Origin of the sequence: Lysinibacillus alkalisoli, assembly GCF_014643595.1 — a bacterium.
GTDB lineage: Bacteria > Bacillota > Bacilli > Bacillales_A > Planococcaceae > Metalysinibacillus > Metalysinibacillus alkalisoli.
In genome coordinates this window covers 75,830-98,135 of record NZ_BMJT01000009.1, presented here as the reverse complement: position 1 = coordinate 98,135, position 22,306 = coordinate 75,830, and the positions used below count along the sequence as shown (strand labels likewise).

20 protein-coding genes and 1 other annotated feature (1 of these 21 only partly in view) are annotated in these 22,306 nt (G+C 37.6%); of the genes, 17 read left to right on the top strand and 3 right to left on the bottom strand.

Annotation, left to right across the window (positions count from 1 at the left end; all coding sequences use genetic code 11):
• Nucleotides 1–44: a binding site (T-box leader), on the top strand; it begins 170 nt to the left of the window's first position.
• Between the two features lie 63 nt (nucleotides 45–107).
• The 4 genes from leuS (at nucleotide 108) to IEW44_RS13100 (ending at nucleotide 7,002) form a co-directional block, all read left to right on the top strand.
• Nucleotides 108–2,522 (top strand): leucine--tRNA ligase, encoded by a 2,415-nt coding sequence (leuS, locus tag IEW44_RS13115; RefSeq protein WP_188615512.1) that lies wholly within the window; start codon nucleotides 108–110, stop codon nucleotides 2,520–2,522.
• Nucleotides 2,523–2,587: 65 nt separating this feature from the next.
• Nucleotides 2,588–3,049 carry a GNAT family N-acetyltransferase gene (locus IEW44_RS13110; protein ID WP_188615511.1) on the top strand — a complete coding sequence of 154 codons (462 nt, stop codon included), beginning with the start codon at nucleotides 2,588–2,590 and terminating at the stop codon, nucleotides 3,047–3,049.
• Between the two features lie 84 nt (nucleotides 3,050–3,133).
• Entirely contained in the window at nucleotides 3,134–5,242 is a 2,109-nt protein-coding gene (locus IEW44_RS13105) for an MMPL family transporter (RefSeq protein WP_188615510.1), read from the top strand.
• Nucleotides 5,243–5,736: 494 nt separating this feature from the next.
• Nucleotides 5,737–7,002: an L-lactate MFS transporter gene (locus IEW44_RS13100; protein WP_188615509.1), complete on the top strand. Its 1,266-nt coding sequence runs from the start codon at nucleotides 5,737–5,739 to the stop codon at nucleotides 7,000–7,002.
• A 147-nt stretch (nucleotides 7,003–7,149) separates the two neighbouring features.
• Here the strand turns inward: IEW44_RS13100 and IEW44_RS13095 are convergent, their stop codons facing one another.
• The gene (locus IEW44_RS13095; RefSeq protein WP_188615508.1) at nucleotides 7,150–8,397 is read right to left on the bottom strand and encodes a BaiN/RdsA family NAD(P)/FAD-dependent oxidoreductase; all 1,248 of its coding nucleotides are present in this window, start codon (nucleotides 8,395–8,397) and stop codon (nucleotides 7,150–7,152) included.
• 265 nt (nucleotides 8,398–8,662) lie between these two features.
• Here IEW44_RS13095 and IEW44_RS13090 point away from each other — a divergent pair, with 265 nt between their 5' ends.
• Nucleotides 8,663–10,276 (top strand): putative polysaccharide biosynthesis protein, encoded by a 1,614-nt coding sequence (locus tag IEW44_RS13090; protein ID WP_229704245.1) that lies wholly within the window; start codon nucleotides 8,663–8,665, stop codon nucleotides 10,274–10,276.
• Nucleotides 10,277–10,288: 12 nt separating this feature from the next.
• Nucleotides 10,289–10,999, top strand: a complete 711-nt coding sequence (locus IEW44_RS13085) for a pseudouridine synthase (protein ID WP_188615506.1) — start codon at nucleotides 10,289–10,291, stop codon at nucleotides 10,997–10,999.
• 94 nt (nucleotides 11,000–11,093) lie between these two features.
• On the opposite strand, the gene IEW44_RS13080 is transcribed toward IEW44_RS13085, so the two are convergent.
• The gene (locus IEW44_RS13080; RefSeq protein ID WP_188615505.1) at nucleotides 11,094–11,315 is read right to left on the bottom strand and encodes a DeoR family transcriptional regulator; all 222 of its coding nucleotides are present in this window, start codon (nucleotides 11,313–11,315) and stop codon (nucleotides 11,094–11,096) included.
• A 401-nt stretch (nucleotides 11,316–11,716) separates the two neighbouring features.
• On the opposite strand from IEW44_RS13080, the gene pepV reads away from it, so the two are divergent.
• The 7 genes from pepV to IEW44_RS13045 all read left to right on the top strand — a co-directional run bounded on the left by pepV (nucleotide 11,717) and on the right by IEW44_RS13045 (nucleotide 18,547).
• The gene (pepV, locus tag IEW44_RS13075) at nucleotides 11,717–13,123 is read left to right on the top strand and encodes a dipeptidase PepV (protein WP_188615504.1); all 1,407 of its coding nucleotides are present in this window, start codon (nucleotides 11,717–11,719) and stop codon (nucleotides 13,121–13,123) included.
• Nucleotides 13,124–13,140: 17 nt separating this feature from the next.
• The gene (gene dat / locus IEW44_RS13070; RefSeq protein WP_188615503.1) at nucleotides 13,141–13,983 is read left to right on the top strand and encodes a D-amino-acid transaminase; all 843 of its coding nucleotides are present in this window, start codon (nucleotides 13,141–13,143) and stop codon (nucleotides 13,981–13,983) included.
• A gap of 120 nt (nucleotides 13,984–14,103) precedes the next feature.
• Complete coding sequence (locus IEW44_RS13065) at nucleotides 14,104–15,078, top strand: nuclease-related domain-containing protein (RefSeq protein WP_188615502.1); 975 nt, start codon at nucleotides 14,104–14,106, stop codon at nucleotides 15,076–15,078.
• Nucleotides 15,079–15,081: 3 nt separating this feature from the next.
• Complete coding sequence (locus IEW44_RS13060; RefSeq protein WP_188615501.1) at nucleotides 15,082–16,017, top strand: diacylglycerol/lipid kinase family protein; 936 nt, start codon at nucleotides 15,082–15,084, stop codon at nucleotides 16,015–16,017.
• 101 nt (nucleotides 16,018–16,118) lie between these two features.
• Nucleotides 16,119–16,769: a tRNA (guanosine(46)-N7)-methyltransferase TrmB gene (trmB, locus tag IEW44_RS13055; RefSeq protein WP_188615500.1), complete on the top strand. Its 651-nt coding sequence runs from the start codon at nucleotides 16,119–16,121 to the stop codon at nucleotides 16,767–16,769.
• Nucleotides 16,770–16,792: 23 nt separating this feature from the next.
• Nucleotides 16,793–17,656, top strand: coding sequence for a YtnP family quorum-quenching lactonase (locus IEW44_RS13050; RefSeq protein WP_188615499.1), 864 nt, complete (start codon nucleotides 16,793–16,795; stop codon nucleotides 17,654–17,656).
• Between the two features lie 339 nt (nucleotides 17,657–17,995).
• Nucleotides 17,996–18,547: a 3D domain-containing protein gene (locus tag IEW44_RS13045; RefSeq protein WP_188615498.1), complete on the top strand. Its 552-nt coding sequence runs from the start codon at nucleotides 17,996–17,998 to the stop codon at nucleotides 18,545–18,547.
• A 159-nt stretch (nucleotides 18,548–18,706) separates the two neighbouring features.
• Here the strand turns inward: IEW44_RS13045 and IEW44_RS13040 are convergent, their stop codons facing one another.
• Nucleotides 18,707–19,021 carry a hypothetical protein gene (locus IEW44_RS13040; protein WP_188615497.1) on the bottom strand — a complete coding sequence of 105 codons (315 nt, stop codon included), beginning with the start codon at nucleotides 19,019–19,021 and terminating at the stop codon, nucleotides 18,707–18,709.
• Between the two features lie 117 nt (nucleotides 19,022–19,138).
• On the opposite strand from IEW44_RS13040, the gene IEW44_RS13035 reads away from it, so the two are divergent.
• From IEW44_RS13035 to ytpR, 4 genes are all read left to right on the top strand, one after another.
• Nucleotides 19,139–20,215 (top strand): M42 family metallopeptidase, encoded by a 1,077-nt coding sequence (locus IEW44_RS13035; protein WP_188615496.1) that lies wholly within the window; start codon nucleotides 19,139–19,141, stop codon nucleotides 20,213–20,215.
• Nucleotides 20,216–20,281: 66 nt separating this feature from the next.
• Complete coding sequence (locus IEW44_RS13030) at nucleotides 20,282–20,797, top strand: DUF84 family protein (protein ID WP_188615495.1); 516 nt, start codon at nucleotides 20,282–20,284, stop codon at nucleotides 20,795–20,797.
• A gap of 58 nt (nucleotides 20,798–20,855) precedes the next feature.
• A complete protein-coding gene (locus IEW44_RS13025) occupies nucleotides 20,856–21,671 on the top strand; it encodes a DUF1444 domain-containing protein (protein WP_188615494.1) in 816 nt (271 codons plus the stop codon).
• Nucleotides 21,668–22,273, top strand: a complete 606-nt coding sequence (gene ytpR / locus IEW44_RS13020; protein WP_188615493.1) for a YtpR family tRNA-binding protein — start codon at nucleotides 21,668–21,670, stop codon at nucleotides 22,271–22,273. The genes IEW44_RS13025 and ytpR overlap by 4 nt, the downstream gene beginning before the upstream one ends.
• The last annotated feature ends 33 nt before the right edge of the window (nucleotides 22,274–22,306 follow it).

Genomic DNA, 22,306 nt, shown 5'->3' with positions numbered 1-22,306 from the left:
AATTTGGGTGGTACCGCGGGAGTTTATTATCTCTCGTCCCTTTCTTTTAAGAAAGGGGCGATTTTTTTTACATCTTAATCAAGCAGTGTATTAAAGGAGGAAAAAAATTGAGTTACAATCATGAACAAATTGAGAAGAAATGGCAAAAGTATTGGGCGGACAATAAGACGTTCAAAACAGAAAACGACCCATCAAAGCCTAAGTTTTACGCATTAGATATGTTCCCGTATCCATCAGGTGCAGGTTTACATGTCGGGCATCCATTAGGCTATATTGCAACAGATATGTTAAGTCAGTTTAAGCGTAAACAAGGCTATAATGTTTTACACCCTATGGGGTGGGATGCCTTTGGTTTGCCAGCTGAACAATATGCCATTGATACAGGTAATGACCCAGCAGAGTTTACGGCTAAAAACATTGCAACATTCAAACGTCAAATGAATGATTTAGGTTTCTCATACGATTGGGATCGTGAAATCAATACAACGGATCCTAAATATTATAAATGGACACAATGGATTTTCATCCAATTGTATAAAAAGGGATTGGCCTATGTCGATGAGGTAGCAGTAAACTGGTGCCCAGCATTAGGTACTGTCCTATCAAATGAAGAAGTAATTGACGGCTTGTCTGAGCGTGGCAATCACCCTGTTGAGCGCCGTCCAATGCGTCAATGGGTGTTAAAAATTACAGAATATGCGGATCGTTTAATTGAAGATTTAGATGAATTAGACTGGCCTGAGAGCTTAAAAGAGATGCAACGTAACTGGATTGGTCGTTCAGAGGGGGCAAATGTCACTTTTAAAGTAGAGAATACAGACTATGACTTCACAGTATTTACAACACGACCAGATACATTATTCGGTGCCACTTATGCTGTGTTAGCACCTGAACATAAATTAGTACAAGCAATTACAACACCTGAGCAACAAGCCGCTGTCACAACATACTTAGATAAAGTAAAAACAAAGTCAGATTTAGAACGTACAGACTTAGCAAAAGAAAAAACAGGTGTATTCACAGGAGCGTATGCTATTAACCCAATCAATGGTGAAAAAATGCCAATTTGGATTGCAGATTATGTATTAGTTTCTTATGGTACAGGGGCTATTATGGCGGTACCAGCACATGATGAGCGTGACTATGAGTTTGCTAAAGAATTTCATTTAGACATCGTGCCTGTATTAGAAGGTGGTAATATTGAAGAAGAGGCCTTTACAGGTGATGGCAGCCATATTAACTCTGGTTTCTTAGATGGTTTAGGTAAAGACGAAGCCATTAGTCAGGCTATTGCCTGGTTGGAAGAAAATAAAGTTGGAGAAAAGAAAATTTCCTATCGTTTGCGCGATTGGTTATTCTCACGCCAACGCTATTGGGGTGAGCCAATCCCAGTTATTCATTGGGAAGATGGCACAATGACAACCGTTCCGGAAGATCAATTACCATTAGAACTACCAAAAACAACGAATATCAAACCATCAGGTACAGGAGAGTCACCACTTGCCAATATTACAGAGTGGATTAATGTAGTAGACCCTGAAACAGGTATGAAAGGTCGTCGAGAAACAAATACAATGCCGCAATGGGCAGGTAGCTGTTGGTATTACTTACGTTACATTGACCCTACTAATGACGAGATGATTATTGACCCAGAATTAGCTAAACGTTGGCTGCCTGTGGATATTTATGTAGGTGGTGCAGAGCATGCAGTACTTCACTTGTTATACGCACGTTTCTGGCATAAAGTATTATACGATTTAGGTGTTGTACCAACAAAAGAGCCTTTCCAAAAATTATTTAACCAAGGTATGATTTTAGGTGAAGGACATGTGAAAATGTCTAAATCGTTAGGTAATGTCATCAATCCTGATGATATCGTCGCTTCACATGGTGCTGACACCTTACGTTTATACGAAATGTTTATGGGGCCTTTAGATGCGTCAAAAGAATGGACAACAAATGGTGTAGATGGCGCTCGTCGCTTCTTAGACCGTGTATGGCGTTTGTTTATGAACGAAGAAGGTACATTGAATGCTAAAGTGCATGGTGAAGAAGGTGGAGAACTTGAAAAAGTGTATCACCAAACGGTTAAGAAGGTAACAGATGATTACGAACATATGCGTAATAATACAGCTATTTCACAATTAATGGTATTTGTAAATGAAGCCAATAAAGTAGAGCGTATCCCAACAAAGTATGCAGAAGGTATTGTTTTATTATTATCACCTGTTGCTCCACATATTGCAGAAGAAATATGGCAACATTTAGGGCATAAGGAATCACTAACGTATGAGCCATGGCCAACATTTGACGAGCGTAAGTTAGAAGATAACGAAATCGAAATGGTTGTACAAATTAATGGGAAAGTACGTGCTAAAATTAAAGTAGCAAAAGATATCACAAAAGAAGCACTTGAGAAAGTAGCACTTGAAGATGCTAAGGTACAAGAACAAATGGCAGGTAAAACATTAGTTAAATTAATTGCTATTCCGGGTAAATTAGTTAATATCGTTATTAAATAAAACAAGGTGGAAGGCAAAGTCAGGTACGAATGACTTTGTCTTTTTTGTAAGAAGGAGAGATACTTATGTATACTTTGCAAGTTGTCAACAAATTAACACCATCACAACAACAGATGATGCGAGCCTTAGAACAGGATGCCTTTCCTCAATTTGGTGCTGTGGATGAACAAACTTTTGTCCCCATTGCCCGTTATGGACGGCTACTTTGGTATACCAGTACAAAGGATGAGCGTCCGCTTGCAGTAGCACAAGTAATACGTGATTATGAAGATGCCACATGTGCTTATATTTTTGGCTATTATGTACGTTCAGATTACCAAGGGAAAGGTTTAGGCAGTCAATTTTTTAACGCTGTCCTACAATTTTTACAACAAGAATCATTTACATCAGTTGTACTTACTGTGGATATCAAAAATGAGGCAGCGATACGATTATACAAAAAAACAGGATTTAAGATTGAAGAAGAGCGTCTGCATGAATTTGGTCAAAACGAACATCGATATTTTATGCGGAAAAAATTTAACTAGTTCATCTTGGCGTTAGATAGAGTTCATTTAAAGTTCATGTTGCTAACCTAAACTGTAGTTATTAAACGACAGGGGGAAGGCAACATGAACTTTTTTAAAACAAAAAAATGGGCACTCATTACAGTAAGCTTATGGCTAATTGCAATGGTGGTCTTAAGTATAGTAGCACCTACAGCAAAAGAAGTGAGCACAAATGCTAAAAATGGTGGGTTGCCAGATGAAGCTCAATCTATAGAAGCTAAACAATATATTAAAACATATTTTCCTACTTCAGAAGGGGCACCACTATTTGTGGTTATGCACAGCGACGAGCCTTTTACAAAAATGCAATACAATGAAGCGATTGCTATGTTAGATCATATGGTGGAAACGACTACATTAGAGGCTAAAGTATTACCATTAGCTCAAATGCCACCACAAGCACTAGAAGCATTTACTTCAAAAGACAAACAAACTTTCTTTGTGCCTATTACCATAACAGGAGAGATTGAAGGTAAGGTAGCCAAGCAAGCAATTAACAAGATGGCACAACAAGCCGAACAAGCATTACCAACTGTAGACACTTATTTTACAGGTCCAGTAGCTATAGCTGGCGATGCTTATGAGATGTTTACAAAAGCAGATGTTGTATTAATGGTTAGTACAGTCTTTGTGATTTTAATTCTTCTCATTATTATTTATCGTTCACCATTACTTGCATTCATTCCACTCGTTGGTGCAGGCATTGTTTATATGGTGGTGGACCGTGTAATTGGTTTGGCAGGTGAAGCACAATTATTAACCATTGATGGGCAAGCATTATCCATTATGTTAATTTTATTATTTGCTGTCATTACAGATTACTCTTTACTTATTTTTTCACGCTTCAGAGAAGAATTGATGAGCGAACCATCACCTACTTTAGCTATGAAAAAGGCGATGAAGCATGTACGAGAACCCATTGTTTTTAGTGGTAGTACAATTTTGCTAGGGATGTTAACGTTATTCTTTGCTGTATTTGAAATTTATCGTGTATTTGCACCTGTATTCGCTGTGGCAGTCATTATTATCTTAATGGCAGGTCTTACATTACTGCCCGCATTATTTGAGATTGCAGGGGCTAAAGCCTTCTGGCCATTTAACCCACATAAAAAGAAAACGGGACACAAAGAAGGGATTTGGCATAAGATTGCGCGCTTTGTGATTGCTAAACCATGGCGTGCCATGTTACCTGTAATTGTTATTCTCATCATATGTTCAACACAAATTTCCACCATGAAATATACGTTTAATTTATTAGATTCTTTTCCAGAAGAGATGTCATCTATCCAAGGGTACCAACAATTAGAAAAGGCCTTTTCAAAAGGTGACATTGCACCAACTACAGTAGTGGTGGAGCATAAAGAAGCGCTGACAGAGCAAAATGTTCAACAATTAGTGAAAGTGTTAGCTAAACAAACGGGTGTACAAAGTGTTACAGCACAAGGGACAAGTATCTCACAAGTAGACAACCATTTTGCTAAGCTTACATTGTTATTCAAAGATAACCCATATGATGAAGTCACATTTGATTTGCTTGAAGATATGCAGCAACGGGAGCAAGCTATTGTAAAAGAAGCATCCATGCAAGGTGCTACGTTATATTATGCAGGCGAGACTGCTGAACAAGCAGATATTCGGGCTACGAGTGAAGCGGATTTATGGCGTGTTGGTGCCATTATGATTGTACTCATCGGGATTATGCTTGGCATTCAAACACGTTCTATGATTGCACCAATATATATGATGGCGACTATTTTATTATCTTTTGGTGCAGCATTAGGCATTACCGTGATAGTATTTCAAGATGTATTAGGCTATAGCGGTTTAAGTTATCGTACACCATTATATGCTTTTGTCTTTCTTGTAGCATTAGGCGTGGATTATAGTATTATGTTAATGGCACGCATTAGAGAAGAACAACGTACACATGACCTGAAAACAGCCGTTTTAGAAGGCGTTGGCAAAACAGGAGGGGTTATCTCTTCTGCAGGATTAATACTAGCAGCCACTTTTGCTGTATTAATGACACAACCTGTTTTAGATTTACGTGTATTTGGCTTTGCTGTATTTATTGGTGTATTAATTGATACGTTTTTAGTACGTACAATTGTCATTCCAGCATTACTTGTGATTTTAGGAAAATGGAGTTTTTGGCCTAAGAAAATGAAATAGCATATAAAAATCAACGCTAACCGAGAAAAAAGGTTAGCGTTTTTTTATGTGATTTGGAAGAAAGAACATAAATAAAACGGGTTGTTATACAACAAGTGCTATGTTCATTTTCACCCTATCTATTACTACAAAGTATCCTAGCTTAAAAAAGATGAAAGTATATTTATAAAATGTTGAATTTTTCTGCTCTAAGTATATAAATATAACTTACAGGAACAAAAAAACTAAAAAACAATATTTATGGCGCTATAATAATGAACGGTGGATTATATACTTTAGATAATAGTAATCTATTTTTATAAATCAAGATAAAAAGCGTTTTATAAAGAAAAAAATGCTTTTTTTGCAATTGTTATATAATAAATGACTTCGAATGAAAATAATAAATAGTCTAAAAAATAGCTTGCAATTGTATAAAAACAAGTGGTATCTTTTAACTCATAGCCGTTCATAAAGTATTCACAAATAGCAAGATGGGGGTTGAAAGAGAAGATATGAATAAAAACAGATGGTTAATTGCATTATCTGCAATAGCAATCCACCTATCTATTGGTGCAGCATATGCATACAGTGTATATAAAATGCCAATCGCAGAACAGATGGGGTGGAGTGATTCAAAAATTACAGTAGCGTTTACAATTATGATGGGGTTAGCAGGCTTTGCAGCAGCGTTGTTTGGTAACTTTGTTGAGAAACAAGGGCCGCGTCGTTCTGCTATGTTAGCCGCCATATTATTTGGCTTAGGGCAAGCGGGAGCAGGTGTAGCCATTTTATTAGATTCTGTAACATTATATTGGCTCACTTATGGTGTACTCAGTGGCTTAGGTATGGGGATTGGCTATATTGCACCAGTATCTACATTAATTAAGTGGTTCCCAGATCGTCGAGGCTTAGCGACAGGAATGGCAGTGCTAGGCTTTGGTTCAGGCGCCTTAATTACAGCACCAGTAGCTGTAGCATTGATGAATAACTTTAGCATCTCAACAACATATTTTATTTTAGGTTCTAGTTATTTTATTTTAATGATGTTGGGTGCTTCATATATTGCACCGCCGCCACGTGAATATACAGTGGCTGGTATGGAAGCATTAGTTAAAGGTAAAAAAGAAAAAACAACTGGCGATTTAGCACAGTTGTCTGCAAGAGAGGCTGTTAAAACGAAGCGCTTTTGGATGCTTTGGACAATGCATCTCATTAGCGTAACAGCCGGAATTATGATGATCTCGGTTGCTTCACCTATGGCACAAGAGATTGCTGGTTTATCAGTAGCAGGTGCAGCAACAATGGTAGGGATTATGGGAATCTTTAACGGTGGTGGCCGTTTAGTTTGGGCAGCAGTATCAGATTATGTAGGACGCGCTAACGTCTTTATTTTATTCTTTGTTGCCGAACTTATTATCTTTATCTCATTACCAATGACGACTAACACGGTCTTATTCCAACTCTTTATTTTCCTTGTTGTAAGCTTTTATGGTGGTGGATTCTCTAATCTACCAGCGTTTGCAGGTGACATGTTTGGTACAAAGCAACTAGGAGCCATTCACGGTTATTTACTAACGACTTGGTCATTAGGTGGCATATTTGGGCCTATGATTGTAACTTTTGTTAAATCAAGCACAAATAGTTATGTACCTGTGTTCTATATTTTTGTTGGGCTTGTGGCAATCGCACTCGCTGTTGCCATTGCATTGAAAGTAGATATTACACGTGAAAAACGCAGTCTAGCTTCACAAACGACAGATGATATTTCACATGTATAGAAAAGTGCGAGGCTTACATATGTAAGCTTCGCACTTTTTTTGTTATATAACAAAAAGTATGAACTACTAATAAATTATAACAGTTACACAACACTGTCAATTTTATTTGCATGAATCCGTGAGAATCTGTCATAACACACAAGTTATTTACAAATTTGACACAGCACTCATACCAGCAATTCTACCAGTAACAAGCGCAGCGGTAATATTATAACCACCTGTATAACCATGAATATCTAAAATTTCGCCACAAAAGTAAAGACCTTGCTTTTTACGACTCGCCATTGTTTTAGGTTCGATCTCTTTTGTGGAGATACCACCACCTGTAACAAAAGCTTTTTCCATTGGTAGTGTATCATGTACAAGCATTGTAAAATGCGTTAAGGATACAGCTAATGCTTGGATTTGTAAGTGTGAGAGGTCTGCGCCATTTTTATTACCATCAATGGAGGCTTGCTGTAATAAAAAGAGTAGCCAACGTTCAGGTACAAGCCCTTTTAATGTGTTTTTAATCGCTCTTTTAGGTGCGTCTTTTGTGAGCTTTTGCAAAAGTTGAGTGGCTTCATGCGTATTCATGTCTAATGTTTGAATCGCTAGCGTTACAGGTTGTTGTGTCTTCATTTGTTCTTTCACAACAAATTGACTACAGCGTAAAATAGCAGGGCCACTTACGCCAAAGTGAGTAAATAACATATCCATCTTATGAGTAATAATTGCTTTGCCTTTTTTATTGAGTACACTCACGTTCACATCTCGCAGTGCCAAACCTTGCAACTCTTTATTTTGAATAAAGCTTTCTTGTGAAACGAGTGGTACTTCTGTTGGGAATAATGTTGTAATTGTATGACCTGCACGCTCTGCCCATGCATAGCCATCACCTGTTGAGCCTGTATGTGGTACGGCTTTACCACCTACCGCAATAATAACGGAGTGCGCTAAAAAATCACCTTGTGTTGTCCTAACACCTAGTACACGCTCCTCATTCATAATGAGTTTTGTGACAGGTGTCTGTAATTTTATAGTAACATTTTGTCGTTCTAATGCATGTAATAACACATTTACAACATCTTGCGCACGATTAGAGACAGGGAACATGCGACCGTGGTCTTCCTCTTTTAGCGCTACACCATTGGATTCAAAAAACTGAATTAAATCTTCATTGTTATAAATACTAAAAGGTCCATATAAAAAGCGACCATTCCCAGGAATATTTTTAATGATCTCTTCGATAGGTAATCGGTTAGTGACATTGCATCTACCACCACCTGAGATGGCCAGTTTTTGTCCTAATTTTTTACCTTTTTCTATGAGTAAAACTTTTTTTTGTTGTTCTGCCGCTGCAACAGCTGCCATTAAGCCGGCTGTACCGCCACCGACAATAATACAATCATACATATTTTCACTTCCTATTTTCCGCAACAAATTTAATCACCTTTCGTCTCTAGTAAGACGTGGTTATAGAAGATAATAAGCTTACCATATAAGATGACTACTTGTTTTCTTTTCGCTAATATTGCTCAATTATCATAACATTAAAATGAATTTTTCTTAAAGAAAGCAATTGAGTAAATGTTAGTTCAAGGGTAAACTATACTTTAGGTTCGTTTAGTAGTGTGTTATCGTACATTACGTTAATTTGAAAAGAATGGGTGGCTGCTTCATGTCCTCAAATAGTTTAATGAAAGGAACAGCGATATTAACCATTGGTTTGTTCCTCTCTAAAGCATTAGGCTTAATTTATATTTTTCCTTTTTACGCAATCATTGGTGAAGAAAATGTTGCACTTTATACGTATGCATATATTCCTTACTCCATCATGTTGACATTAGCCATCTCCGGAGCTCCGAATGCAGTTGCAAAGTTTGTATCAAAATATAATACATTAAATGATTATGATACAGGGCGTAGGTTAATGAAGTCGGGCTTAATGATTATGCTCGCTACTGGTATTATTGCTTTTATCGCATTATTTAGTTTAGCCACACCAATTGCAAGTATGGTCATAAAAAGTGATGACCAAGTGTTTACAGTAGCACAAATTGCCATGGTGATTCGCTGGTTAAGCTTTGCCTTAATTGTTGTACCTTTTATGAGTTTATGGCGTGGTTTTTTCCAAGGGTATGGCATTATGATTCCGACGTCTGTTTCTCAATTTGTTGAACAGGTTGTGCGAGTTGCCTTTTTATTAACAAGTTCGTTCATTATTATTGTTTTGTTAGATGGTAAAGTTGAAACAGCTATTGGTATGGCTGTATTTGCTGCATTTGTTGGTGCGATTGCATCCATGCTTGTGTTATTACACTACTGGCGTAAATATTTGCCAGAGTTTAATGATTTGCGAGCAAATGGTATTACAAGTGATGTCTCTACAACATCTATGTTTAAAGAAATTCTCACATATTCTATCCCATTTGCTTTTGTCGGTGTAGCTGACCCTATTTTCCAATTGGTTGATATGTTAACATTCAACAGCGCGATGACATCGATTGGCTTGGCTAATGTGACAGATAAGTATTTTTCAATGATTAACTTCTTATCTAATAAGATTGTAATGATCCCTGTTATGGTAGCATCAGGCTTATCTATGGCACTCATTCCTACCATTACAAAGTATTTTACACAAAATGCACAAGTCTCATTACGTTATACGATTGATAAGACATTCCAAATCATTATGTTTATTATGTTGCCTGCTTGTGTGGGCATTATGACATTATCATATGAAATTTATTTTACATTTTATTCAGAAAGTGTCGAAGGTTCAACTATTTTAATGCACTATGCACCAATTGCCATTTTATTTGCTCTATTTGCTATTACAGCAGCCTTATTACAAGGAATTAACTATCAAAAATGGGTTGTTTTTAGCTTATTGACAGGTATTTTCTTTAAGTTAGCATTAAATATTCCACTTATTAAGTTGTTTGAGGCAGATGGTTCGATTTTAGCTACAGCAATTGGTTATGGCGTAGCTATTGCTATCAATATTACGGTATTAAGTATTGCTTTGAACTATCGCTCTACTATGGTGTTTAGACGTATTATGTTAATTGCAGGTGTGACAGCGGTAATGGCATGTGTTGTTTTAGCAGCTAAATGGTTATTATCATTAGTGATTGGCCCAGCAGATACTAAATTATTAGCGTTGTTATATGTGGTAGTGTGTGCGCCAATAGGGGCGTTAGCTTACGCTTTCTTATCATTAAAATTAGGTTTAGCACAAAAGATATTAGGTGAGCGTGTTATGCGTATTGCAGCTAAATTTGGTTTGTAAGGGGTGTATGAGATGAGATTGGATAAATTGCTTGCCCATACAGGTTATGGTACACGTAAAGAAGTAAAGCAATTATTAAAAGATAAAGTTGTGACGATTGATGGTGAGGTAGCAAAAAATGCTGCTCAGCATATTGATGTGAATAAACAAGAGGTTGCTGTGTTAGGTGAGCGTATCGTGTATAGAGAGTTTGTTTATGTGATGCTACATAAGCCACCAGGTGTGGTTTCAGCAACTGAGGATTTACGTGATACAACAGTAATTGATTTATTGGACTTTGAATTACAACATTTTAAACCATTTCCCGTGGGGCGCCTAGATAAAGACACGGAGGGTTTATTATTAGTAACGAATGATGGGCAATTGAGTCATAATTTATTGTCACCTAAAAAGCACGTGCCTAAACGTTACTATGCACATATCGAAGGGATAGTGACAGATAAAGATATTACTGCTTTTGCTTATGGGGTTACTTTAGATGATGGTTATACGACAAAGCCTGCTCAATTAACGATTCTCACATCAGGTGAAGTATCCCAGATTGAATTAGTCATTCATGAAGGGAAATTTCATCAAGTGAAGCGAATGTTTGAAGCTGTAAATAAAAAAGTGATTTATTTGAAACGCCTCTCTATGGGGAGCTTACAGTTAGATGAGTCCTTGGCGTTAGGTGAGTATCGTGAGTTAACAGCACAAGAACTAGAAGATTTACAAGCAAAATAAAAAGCATTTGTAAAAGGTAGCAAGTTTCACTATCTTTTGCAGATGCTTTTTTCAGTAAAGAATGGCCCCGACGAAAAGGCCACTCTTTTGTTAATTATGACGGAATCTTAACTTTCTTACTCGTCGTTGTCCATTTGCCTCGACTTGGGCTTTGTACCAAATCGTTAAAGGCTAACACGTTCAAATCTCGTTGAACGGTGCGAGGAGTGATACTAAACTCGTCGACTAAATCTTGTGTAGTGACTGTTCCTCTATCTAGGATAAATAAATACACATCTTTAATACGATTAAGCATTCGATCAGTAGTTGGTTTCATATATGGAACCACTCCTTCATCTTAATTCTCTTGGCAAAGACTAGCGGACGACACTGAATGTTGTGTGGAATACACAAGGTTATATCATAAGTTGCCTTAGACATCCCCTTTTCCTATTGTTTTATTGTCAGATGAATTCTGACAACTCCATTATATAAAAGATTTAAAAGAAGTGCTAGTGTTACAACCATTTTTTACAATAGGCTAATAAATATTTAACAACTAACAGCCGCCACTTATTTTTACCTGTGAAGTAAAAAGCCTTCACAGTACTATTTCACGCTTTTTTTAAAAGATAAACATTTTGTCTAAAAAGTGAACCATTTTGTTAGTACATGCGATTGTAATTTCAATGATAAAGAGTAAAATAGCTATAACGACAACTAGAGGAGGTAGACAAATTGGATTGGTTAGCACAAGCAACTGCACGACAAGGAGAATTAATTGACGATTTACAGCAATTAATTCGTATTGAGAGTGTATTGAATGAGCAAGAGGCAACAGCCCAGCAGCCATTTGGTAAAGGGCCTAATGAAGCATTACATTGGTTATTAGCACGTGGTGAGGCACAAGGTATGACAGTAAAAAATATAGATGAAATGGCAGGGCATATTGAGATGGGGCATGGTGATGAACTTGTTGGTATACTTTGTCATGTCGATGTAGTACCAGCAGGTGATGAATCAACATGGACATACCCGCCATTTGAAGGCGTGATTGAAGATGGTAAATTATTTGGACGAGGTGCCATTGATGATAAGGGACCTACAATGGCTGCATGGCTAGCAATGAAAATGATTAAGGATGCTAATATTCCATTAAATAAACGTGTGCGCATGATTATTGGCACGGATGAGGAATCAGGTTTTCGTTGTGTAGACCGTTACTTTGCTACAGAAGAGTTGCCAAGTATCGGTTTTGCACCCGATGCTGATTTTCCGTTAATCAATGCTGAAAAAGGCATTGCAGATTTATTATTCACGAGTCAAGCAGAGGGAAAAGAACAGATTATTACCTTTAAAGCGGGGCATCGTACTAATATGGTACCCGAATTAGCAACTGCACAAGTGCATCATTTACAACATAGTGAGCAAGCATATCATCAATTTTTACAAGACCAAGCTTTAACAGGAACAGTGGAAACAAAAGATGGTGTAACTACGTTTACACTGAAAGGCAAATCGGCACATGCGATGGAGCCTCATAACGGGATTAATGCAGCGATTAAATTAGCAGAATTTTTACACCCTTATATGCAAGAACCAGCTAGCCGCAACTTTACATCATTTATGGTGACAGCATTTGGCAAAGATTGTTACGGTACAGCGCTAGGTTTAGCATATGAAGACGAAGCATCCGGGCACACAACATTAAATCCTGGTATTATTCATTTTGCGCATAATAAAGCAGAAATTCAAGTTAGTATGCGCTACAGTGTCACATATCCATTTGCAGAGAGATTAGCAGGTGCACAAGCTAAAATCCATGCCTTGTCATTTGCTTTTGATATCGTAAGTAATTCGCCCCCTCACTATGTAGAGGCAGATGCTCCGTTGGTGAAAACGTTAGAGCGTATCTATCGCAAGTATTCTGGCGACCAAACAACACCTTTATTATCAACAGGTGGTGGCACATATGCACGTGCTATGGCAGAAAAAGGGGAGAATGTAGCATGTGTGGCTTATGGTATGTTATTTCCAGGAGAGCCAGATGTGATGCATCAAGCAGATGAATTTGTAGTGATTGATAATGTGATTAAGGCAGCCGCAATTTATGCAGAGGCTATTGTAGCGTTAGCCACAAATTAAAGAAAAGAGGTAAGCGTATGTATGTATTATGGAACGGCAACATTGTTAAACAAGAAGAAGTAGTGATTTCACAAGAGGATAGAGGTTATCAATTAGGTGATGGTGTGTATGAAGTGATTAAAGCGTATGACGGTCAACTATTCACTATTAAAGAACATATCGACCGCCTATATGAGAGTGCTGAAAAAATTCATTTAGTCATCCCTTATACAAAAGATGTTATGCATAAAATGTTACATGATTTAGTAGAGGCAAATGAGTTAACGACAGGGCATGTGTACGTTCAAGTAACAAGAGGTGCTGCACCACGTAATCATTTATTCCCAGAGCCTGGTGTGGAAGCGGTTGTTACGGGTAATATTACATTTAAAGAACGCCCAGTGGAGAATTTTGAAAAAGGCGTTAAAGTGACAATCATGGAAGATACGCGTTGGTTACATTGTGATATTAAATCTATCAGTTTGTTAGGTGCAGTACTTGCTAAACAAGCAGCAGCAGAAAAAGGCTGTTATGAAGCGGTATTACACCGAGATGGTATCGTGACAGAATGTGCTGCTTCTAATGTATTAGGCATTAAAGATGGTGTCTTATATACACATCCAGCTAATCATTTTATTTTAAATGGCATCACACGTCGCGTAATTATCCAATGTGCTCATGAGATTGGTCTACCTGTAAAAGAAGAAGCATTTACAGTGGAAGAACTTTTAGCCATGGACGAGCTAATTGTGTCATCTACAACTTCTGAAGTAACACCGATTGTACAGGTGGACGAACATAAGATTAATGATGGTATTGTAGGTGACTACACACGCCGTTTGCAAGCTAGCTTTGCCCAACGTATTGCTGCACTGCATTAATTGGAGAGAATAATAGGCGAGAAACCGCGTGCAAGTGAGCGGTTTCTTTGTCTTATACATATTAAAAAGTAAAGGGCTCATGTAAAATAAGACATAGTAAAGAGAAAGGTGTGGCAATGAATGGCACAACTCGTAAAAATACAAGATTATACGTCGCGTTATCAAATTGACCTAGCAAGATACCCTACTCAATTTGTACGCTTAAAACAAAATCAATGGGAACGCACAAAAAGAGAATGGGAACAAGGTGAGACAGTAGCAACGTGGGAGCATGAAGAGGAGGAAGAGGAACAGCGCTCGTCTTTCCTTACGCGTTTATTTAAACGCCAAAAAGGAGAGAAAATAATAGAAGAACCTGTAGAAGGTGATGAAGAGCTATTAGCGAGTGAGGATGAAATACCAGATGAGGCAACAACACTTACATTTAATCCTAAAATTGTCTATGCCCCGCAAAGTGTAAAAGAATTAAGACAGATGTTCATGAATCAATTCTTTCACTTCCAATTAAAGTGGGCAAGTTCTACCTTGCGTGAAAAATCGTATGTAGACCCTAAATTTTTGCGTGATGCGTTTCTGCGTAAAGTATTGTTAAGTTTGCCAGATACGTATTTGGTCTTTTATTATCCTATTGTGCAAATTAAAAAAGCACCTATAGAGCTAGATATTATTATTATGACGCCAACAGAGTGTTTATGTATTACTAAGCTCGCTAATGAAGACCAAGCGGTATATGTAGCGGATGGCGATCGCTTTTGGACAAAGAAAGTGGGGAAGCGAGATACCCGCATGTTAAACCCTATGATTAATTTACAACGTACAGAGTCTATTGTAGAGCAAATTCTCAAACAAGAAGGTATTACCCTACCTATAAAAAAAATCTTATTATCGCCAAATGGTTATTTTGATTATCCTGGCGTGCCATTTAATACGAAATTAGTAGATAAACGCTCATTTCATGAATGGTTTGAACAATTACAACGAGCAGCATCTCCTATGAAACATATGCAGATGAGAGCAGCACAAGCTTTATTATCACAAACACAAGTTACGTCCTTTAATCGCAATATTTGGGATGAAGAGGAAAGCGAGGACTAATAGATGGAGTTGTTTTTCATCGTCAATCCTAAGGCGGGGAAGGCAAAACGAATATGGCGACAGCTACAGCGTACACTTACAGTCTCTTATCAAGTACACAACACGAGGGCTGAAGGAGATGCTACGGTAATCACTAAACAGTTAGCACAATCTAATCGCCCCTATCTTATTATAGGCGTGGGTGGTGATGGGACGATGCACGAGATTGTACAAGGTGCATTACACGCTAAAAATATCATTATTGGTTATGTACCTGCTGGGTCGGGTAATGATTTTGCACGCGCCTTTCCAACCTTTCATCACGCACATGAGATTGAACAATTTATGCAACAAGTACAGCCTACAATTCATACCTTTGATAGTGGTGTAATGCAAGTCGATGATGAAGTGCATTGTTTTGTTAATAATGCAGGCTTAGGTTTTGACGCATATGTAGCTACCTTAGTCAATCAATCAAAATGGAAACGTCTATTTAACCATTTACGTATTGGGCGCTTTCTTTATTTTTTTGCGGTAATTCGTGCTTTGTTACATTACAAAACATTTTCAGCTACGATTACAAGCGATGGCAAAACAATACATTACAAAGACATATGGTTTATTGCGCTATGTAATCAACCTTATTTTGGTGGTGGTATGAAGGTGGCGCCACAGGCTGTACCCCATGATGGTTATTTACAAGTAGTTGTTGTAAACAAAGTGTCACGATTGAAGTTATTATTGGTGTTTAGTTCGGTTTTTATAGGATGGCATACGTTTTTTAAAGAGGTAAGTATTATGCAAGCCACAACAATGGCAATAACAATTACACAAGGAGACGCACCTGCACATGTTGACGGCGAAAAGCTAGCAAATCAATCAGTGGATGCCACAATCAGTGGTCAAATAAAGCCGCGTTGTTGGCAAAGTGTACGATTTACAGCTAACCATCATATATAGAAGGACTATACTGCTATTTCATAATAAAATTCTGCAAAAACGATATTTTTATAATGAAATGTTGTACAATTTAAACATCTTTAAGAAAAGAGGAAATAGTTGTGAGATTAAGAAATAAACCTTGGGCAACGGACTTTATTGCAAGTCACCCAAATGTTGTTATTCCCAATCCTGAGGAACATATTGGTAAATGGCAAGCCGTATTTGGTAACGATAACCCCCTGCATATTGAGGTGGGTACAGGTAAAGGACAATTTGTAACAGGGATGGCGCTACAAAATCCTGATATTAATTATATTGGCATCGAATTATACGATAGTGTGATGGTTTGCGCATTAGAAAAGGCAATTGCTGCAAACACACCAGCCAATCTCCGCCTGTTAAAAGTAAATGGTGCTGACCTTTTAACGTATTTTGAAAAAGGTGATGTTGCACAAGTTTATCTGAATTTCTCAGATCCTTGGCCTAAAGTGCGCCATGCAAAGCGTCGCTTAACGCATGAAGGATTTTTGAAATTATATGAATCTATTCTAGTAGATGAAGGGGAAGTCCATTTTAAAACGGATAATAGAGGTCTTTTTGAATACTCGCTGATGAGTATCTCCGCTTATGGCATGTTGTTAAAAGATGTATCACTCGACCTACATGTTAATATGCCAGTTGATAATGTGATGACAGAGTATGAAGAGAGATTTTCAGCTAAAGGACAACCCATTTATCGATTAGAAGCTAAGTTTCAAACAAAAGCGTAATATTCGTAAAAGGGGGAAGGGGAATGGATCAATTTACATTTCACGATATGACATTAACATGGTTAAATGGTGGCGTAACAAGTCTCGACGGGGGAGCGATGTTTGGTGTTGTACCAAAACCATTGTGGTCGCGTAAATATCCAGTCAATGCTAATAATCAAATCGAATTACCGACAGAACCAATTTTATTACAATACCAAGGGAAAAATTTACTCATCGACACAGGTGTCGGCTTTAACAAATTAAATGAAAAACAACTGCGCAACTTCGGTGTTATTGAAGAGTCGTCACTACAAGCAAGTTTAACTGCTTGTCATATTGAGCCAAATGATGTGGATTATATTTTAATGACACATTTGCATTTTGACCATGCAGGAGGATTAACGGAATGGCATGGTGAGCAATTAGTATCTGCATTTCCCAATGCTAAAATCATAGTGAATCAAATTGAGTGGGATGAGATGCGCTCACCTAATATTCGTTCACGCAATACGTATTGGAAAGAGAACTGGGAACCTATTGTAAGCCAAGTAGTTACCTTTCAAGAACGTATAGAAGTGTTGCCTGGCATTGAGATGGTGCATACAGGTGGACATAGTGAAGGTCATGCTATTATTAAACTTACTCAAAACAATGAGACAATATTGCATATGGGCGATATTATGCCAACGCATGCCCATCAAAATCCATTATGGGTGTTAGCCTACGACGATTATCCAATGACATCTGTGTTTGCTAAAGAGAAGCTAATGAAAGAGGCTCTTGCTGAGCGATATTGGTTTAGTTTTTACCATGATGCTTATTATCGCATGATTAAATGGGATTCAACAGGCAAACAAGTAGTTGATGAAGTGAAACGTGGTAGAGAAGCTACAATTCAATTTTAATAAAAGAACATAGTATCTAAAACGGCACTGAGATTTTTCAGTGGCGTTTTTTTGGTTAAGGGATAAGTTTTTGAATACATAAGTAAATAAAATCCATTTATGTGGAATAAAATAGGTAATAAAAATTATAATATGACAAAGAAATTACAGCTGAATAAACGCTAAAGCGATATTATCAACGTTGTAACCGCTTTCTTTTAATGAGTAACATAAAGCGTTTTAGTAATACTTTGTTACGTAGTTAATATATTTCTGTAATGTATCTGTAATATAACTTCGGTAAAGTAGGTATCAGCTAGAAAACAGACGTACAATCAGAAATTGGAGGAGAAAAACGTAATGTTGAAAAAGCTATTAACTCTTTTAGGTGCTCTAGCACTTACAGCAGGAATTTATGCTGCAGTTGCAGATGCACAAACACACACTGTACAACGTGGCGAAACGCTATATTCGATTTCAAAACAGTATGGTACTTCAGTAGAGAAAATTAAAAACCTTAATAATATGAAGTTATCCATTGTCTATCCAAACCAAACACTACAAGTGTTAGAAGAACCACCAGCACCAAAACCAGAACCACCAAAAGAAGAAAGTAATGTAGCGAAAGAAATGCGTGTGACAGCAACAGCATACACAGCGTATTGCGCAGGTTGTTCAGGCATTACAGCAACAGGCATTAACTTACGTGCTAACCCTTACTTAAAAGTAATCGCTGTTGACCCACGCGTCATTAAATTAGGCTCTAAAGTATGGGTTGAAGGTTACGGAGAGGCTATCGCAGGTGATACAGGCGGTGCGATCAAAGGGAATAAAATAGATGTATTTATTCCAAATAAAGCACGTGCATATCAATGGGGTAGAAAAACAGTTACAATTAAAGTTTTAAAATAGTGAATGGGACAACTTGGGCTCCCAAAGTAGCTAGTAGATAGAGTTGTTGAGTAAAGGACACATTTGTTCATTACTCGTACAACTCTTTTTTTATCGTCAAATTATTATAATGAAAAAACGTTCTCATCATTTTTTTGATGGAACGTTTCATCAATATCATTAAATTTTTTGTAAATCTACTACTACACCTGAACGTGCATCTGCAGCAAATTCAAATGTTTCAGTCTCGCCATCTACAATGCGAGAAATCCCCCCGCGATAAACAGGAACCGTCGCTACGCCATTTGAAAAGTCCTCTGTTTTCATGTAAATCCATGAGCCGTCAATTGGTGCCACGTTTTTAAACTCGCTCTTAATGTCCTCTAATACTTTGTTTGCTGGTTTGTACGGTGACACACGCTCAGTTGCTTCTTTAATAATAACTGCTGCAGCTAAACCTGTAGCAACCCCGATTAAAAAATCACGAAATTTCATAAAAAATAGCCTCCTTTTTACTAATATCTATAGTTTACCATAGCATGCCAATTCATAACACCTAAATACTTATGTTACAATATTAAATGTATTTTTATAATAAAGGAGTGGGCAACTTTGGATCAAACAACATTAGAAATGTTTAAAACGTTAACAGAATTACCAGGAGCACCTGGTGATGAAGGGGCAATGCGTGCATTTATGCGCAGTGAATTAGAAAAATATACAGATCATACCGTACAAGATAATTTAGGGAGTATTTTTGGGGTGCGTCAAAGTAAAGAAGTAGATGCACCAACTATTATGGCGGCAGGACATATGGATGAAGTGGCTTTTATGGTTACTTCTGTAACAGATAATGGCATGATACGCTTCCAGCCATTAGGTGGCTGGTGGAATCAAGTAATGCTAGCACAACGTGTCGATGTATTTTCTAAAAACGGCAAAATACCTGGTGTTATTGCTTCTATTCCACCGCATTTATTAACAGAAGCAGAGCGCAGTAAACCAATGGAGATTAGCAATATGCTAATTGATGTAGGGGCAGATAGTAAAGACCATGCACTTGAACTTGGCATTCGCCCAGGCCAATCCATTATTCCTGTTTGTCCATTTACACCAATGGCAAATCCGAAAAAAATTATGGCTAAAGCTTGGGATAATCGTTACGGTTGTGGTTTAGCATTAGATTTAGCAAAAGCTGTGCAACATCAATCATTAGCGAGCCATCTTTATACAGGTGCTACTGTGCAAGAGGAAGTGGGATTACGCGGTGCTCAAACAGCTGTAAATATGATTAAACCTGATATATTTTTTGCACTAGATGCATCACCTGCTAATGATGCTAATGGCAATAAAACAGAATTTGGTCAATTGGGACAAGGGACGTTGTTGCGTATTTTAGACCGTTCAATGGTGACGCATCGCGGCATGAGAGAATTTATTCTTGATATGGCGGAAACACATCAAATCCCTTATCAATACTTTGTATCACAAGGTGGTACAGATGCTGGCCGTGTGCACATGTCACTAGAAGGCGTGCCAAGTGCTGTTATTGGTATTTGCTCAAGATACATTCATACGTCTGCTTCTGTTATGCATGTAGAGGATTATGCAGCTGCTAAAGAGCTATTAGTAAAATTAGTGGAAGCAACAGACCGCTCTACAATCAATACAATTTTAACGAATAGTTAATAGGATTAAAGAAAAGAAACCGCTCACTCCAGTGGTTTCTTTTATCTCTACATAGGAGGGGAAATAATGAACATAGCTATTGGTACAATGAATAAAGCAAAAGTGAATGCTGTCAAAATGGTGATGCAGTCGCAATGTTTAGATGCTATTTTTACACCTGTAAAAGCTCATTCTTTAGTGAGTGACCAACCTATGTCTAATGAAGAGACGAGGCAAGGTGCCATTAACCGAGCACAGCATGCATTGACATTAACCGATGCTCATATAGCATTTGGTTTAGAAGGTGGCGTCACAGTATTAGAAGATCAATTATACATTTGTAACTGGGCAGCACTTGTGACAGCCGATGGGCAAAGTTTTACAGCAGCAGGTGCACAATTGCCTTTACCTATAGAAGTCGCTCAATGTATTTTAGCAGGAGAGGAATTGGGCCCTGTAATGGAGCGTTATGCTGCTCAATCTGATATTAGACAGAATCAAGGTGCAATTGGTATTTTTACGGATGGTTTAGTATCACGTCAAGCGATGTTTGAACATATTATTACATTATTGGTTGGACAATATCGCTATAATCAACGCTAAGTAATTGCAACTTAAGCGTCTGTTGCATACACTTAGCAAGAGAGTAGGAGGCTGACATATGAAAGCACAAGATATTGTTAAACAATTACAGAAACGACTCGGTTCAGTCGATTTTACGTATGCGTTCGATCAAGAAAAAGAACAATTGCGTTTACAACATACAACGTTACAACAAGGTATGACCATTCAAGTGAGTCAAGTTGTAGCCAAATATAATGAAAAACAGGAAGCTGCAATAGAAGAAGTAGTATACACTGTAAAACAAACTTTCCAAGCGATGCAAAGTGAACAACAACAGGGGTTTTCTCATGCTCCAACTATTTATCCAGTGATTAGGGCCACTTCATTTCCAACGAGTTCAAAAGAAGGTGAGCCATTTATTACAACTGAACATACAGCAGAAACACGTATTTTTTACGCTTTAGATTTAGGCACAACCTATCGATTAATAGACGAACGTATGCTTACATCGCTACAAATGACAACAACACAAGTTAAAGAAGCAGCGCGCTTTACTGTTCAAGGGTTATCCACTACTACAAAACGTGATGAAGTAGCAGGTAATGTTTTTTACTTTATTAATCAAAATGATGGTTACGATGCAAGTCGCATTTTAAATGACAGCTTCTTACAGGAGATGCGTCAACACATTACTGGTGATATGACCTTGTCAGTTCCGCATCAAGATGTTTTAATTATTGGTGATATACGTAATGAAACAGGTTATGATGTATTAGCACAGTTAACGATGCATTACTTCACAGTAGGTATGGTGCCTATTACCTCATTATCGTTCATTTATGAAGATGGCGCATTAGAGCCTATCTTTATTTTAGCGAAAAACAAAGTAGACAAGGAGAATCATGAATCATGAATGTAGCTTATAATAAAGCACATGTGGGCGACGTATTATTAGTACAACTTGCCACAGAACCGATTGTAAAAACAGTTGTAGAAAAAACAGGAGATGTTGCCCTCTTAAAAGAAGCCGCAACAGGAGAAATAAAAGCATTTAACCTCTTTAATGCCAGTCAATATGTTACAACAACAGCACAAGGTATTGTGGAATTAACGCCCACTTTAGTAGCGGATATAGAAAAGGCATTACAGGATAACGAAGTGAGTGTTGATTTAGCTGTTGACTTCTCACCTAAATTTGTTGTGGGGTATGTTGAGACAAAAGAAAAACACCCTAATGCAGATAAATTAAATATTTGCATGGTTAATATAGGTGAAGAAACATTACAAATTGTATGTGGTGCACCTAATGTTGACGCAGGTCAAAAAGTCGTTGTAGCTAAAATTGGCGCTGTAATGCCTTCAGGTTTATTAATTAAGCAAGGCAATTTACGTGGTGTTGATTCCTTTGGCATGATTTGTTCAGCTAAGGAGTTAGCTATTCCAAACGCACCTTCAGAAAAAGGTATTTTAGTGTTAGACGAGCGCGCAGTGATTGGGCAAGCGTTTGAACAATAATGAATAAAGGGTATCTAGAAAGCATTCCTTTCT

Coding starts and splice junctions, on each gene's coding strand:
- IEW44_RS13110 (WP_188615511.1), top strand. CDS start 2,588: ATGTATACTTTGCAAGTTGTCAACAAATTAACACCATCACAACAACAG.
- IEW44_RS13105 (WP_188615510.1), top strand. CDS start 3,134: ATGAACTTTTTTAAAACAAAAAAATGGGCACTCATTACAGTAAGCTTA.
- IEW44_RS13100 (WP_188615509.1), top strand. CDS start 5,737: ATGAATAAAAACAGATGGTTAATTGCATTATCTGCAATAGCAATCCAC.
- IEW44_RS13095 (WP_188615508.1), bottom strand. CDS start 8,397: ATGTATGATTGTATTATTGTCGGTGGCGGTACAGCCGGCTTAATGGCA.
- IEW44_RS13090 (WP_229704245.1), top strand. CDS start 8,663: ATGTCCTCAAATAGTTTAATGAAAGGAACAGCGATATTAACCATTGGT.
- IEW44_RS13085 (WP_188615506.1), top strand. CDS start 10,289: ATGAGATTGGATAAATTGCTTGCCCATACAGGTTATGGTACACGTAAA.
- IEW44_RS13080 (WP_188615505.1), bottom strand. CDS start 11,315: ATGAAACCAACTACTGATCGAATGCTTAATCGTATTAAAGATGTGTAT.
- dat (WP_188615503.1), top strand. CDS start 13,141: ATGTATGTATTATGGAACGGCAACATTGTTAAACAAGAAGAAGTAGTG.
- IEW44_RS13065 (WP_188615502.1), top strand. CDS start 14,104: ATGGCACAACTCGTAAAAATACAAGATTATACGTCGCGTTATCAAATT.
- IEW44_RS13060 (WP_188615501.1), top strand. CDS start 15,082: ATGGAGTTGTTTTTCATCGTCAATCCTAAGGCGGGGAAGGCAAAACGA.
- IEW44_RS13050 (WP_188615499.1), top strand. CDS start 16,793: ATGGATCAATTTACATTTCACGATATGACATTAACATGGTTAAATGGT.
- IEW44_RS13045 (WP_188615498.1), top strand. CDS start 17,996: ATGTTGAAAAAGCTATTAACTCTTTTAGGTGCTCTAGCACTTACAGCA.
- IEW44_RS13040 (WP_188615497.1), bottom strand. CDS start 19,021: ATGAAATTTCGTGATTTTTTAATCGGGGTTGCTACAGGTTTAGCTGCA.
- IEW44_RS13030 (WP_188615495.1), top strand. CDS start 20,282: ATGAACATAGCTATTGGTACAATGAATAAAGCAAAAGTGAATGCTGTC.
- IEW44_RS13025 (WP_188615494.1), top strand. CDS start 20,856: ATGAAAGCACAAGATATTGTTAAACAATTACAGAAACGACTCGGTTCA.
- ytpR (WP_188615493.1), top strand. CDS start 21,668: ATGAATGTAGCTTATAATAAAGCACATGTGGGCGACGTATTATTAGTA.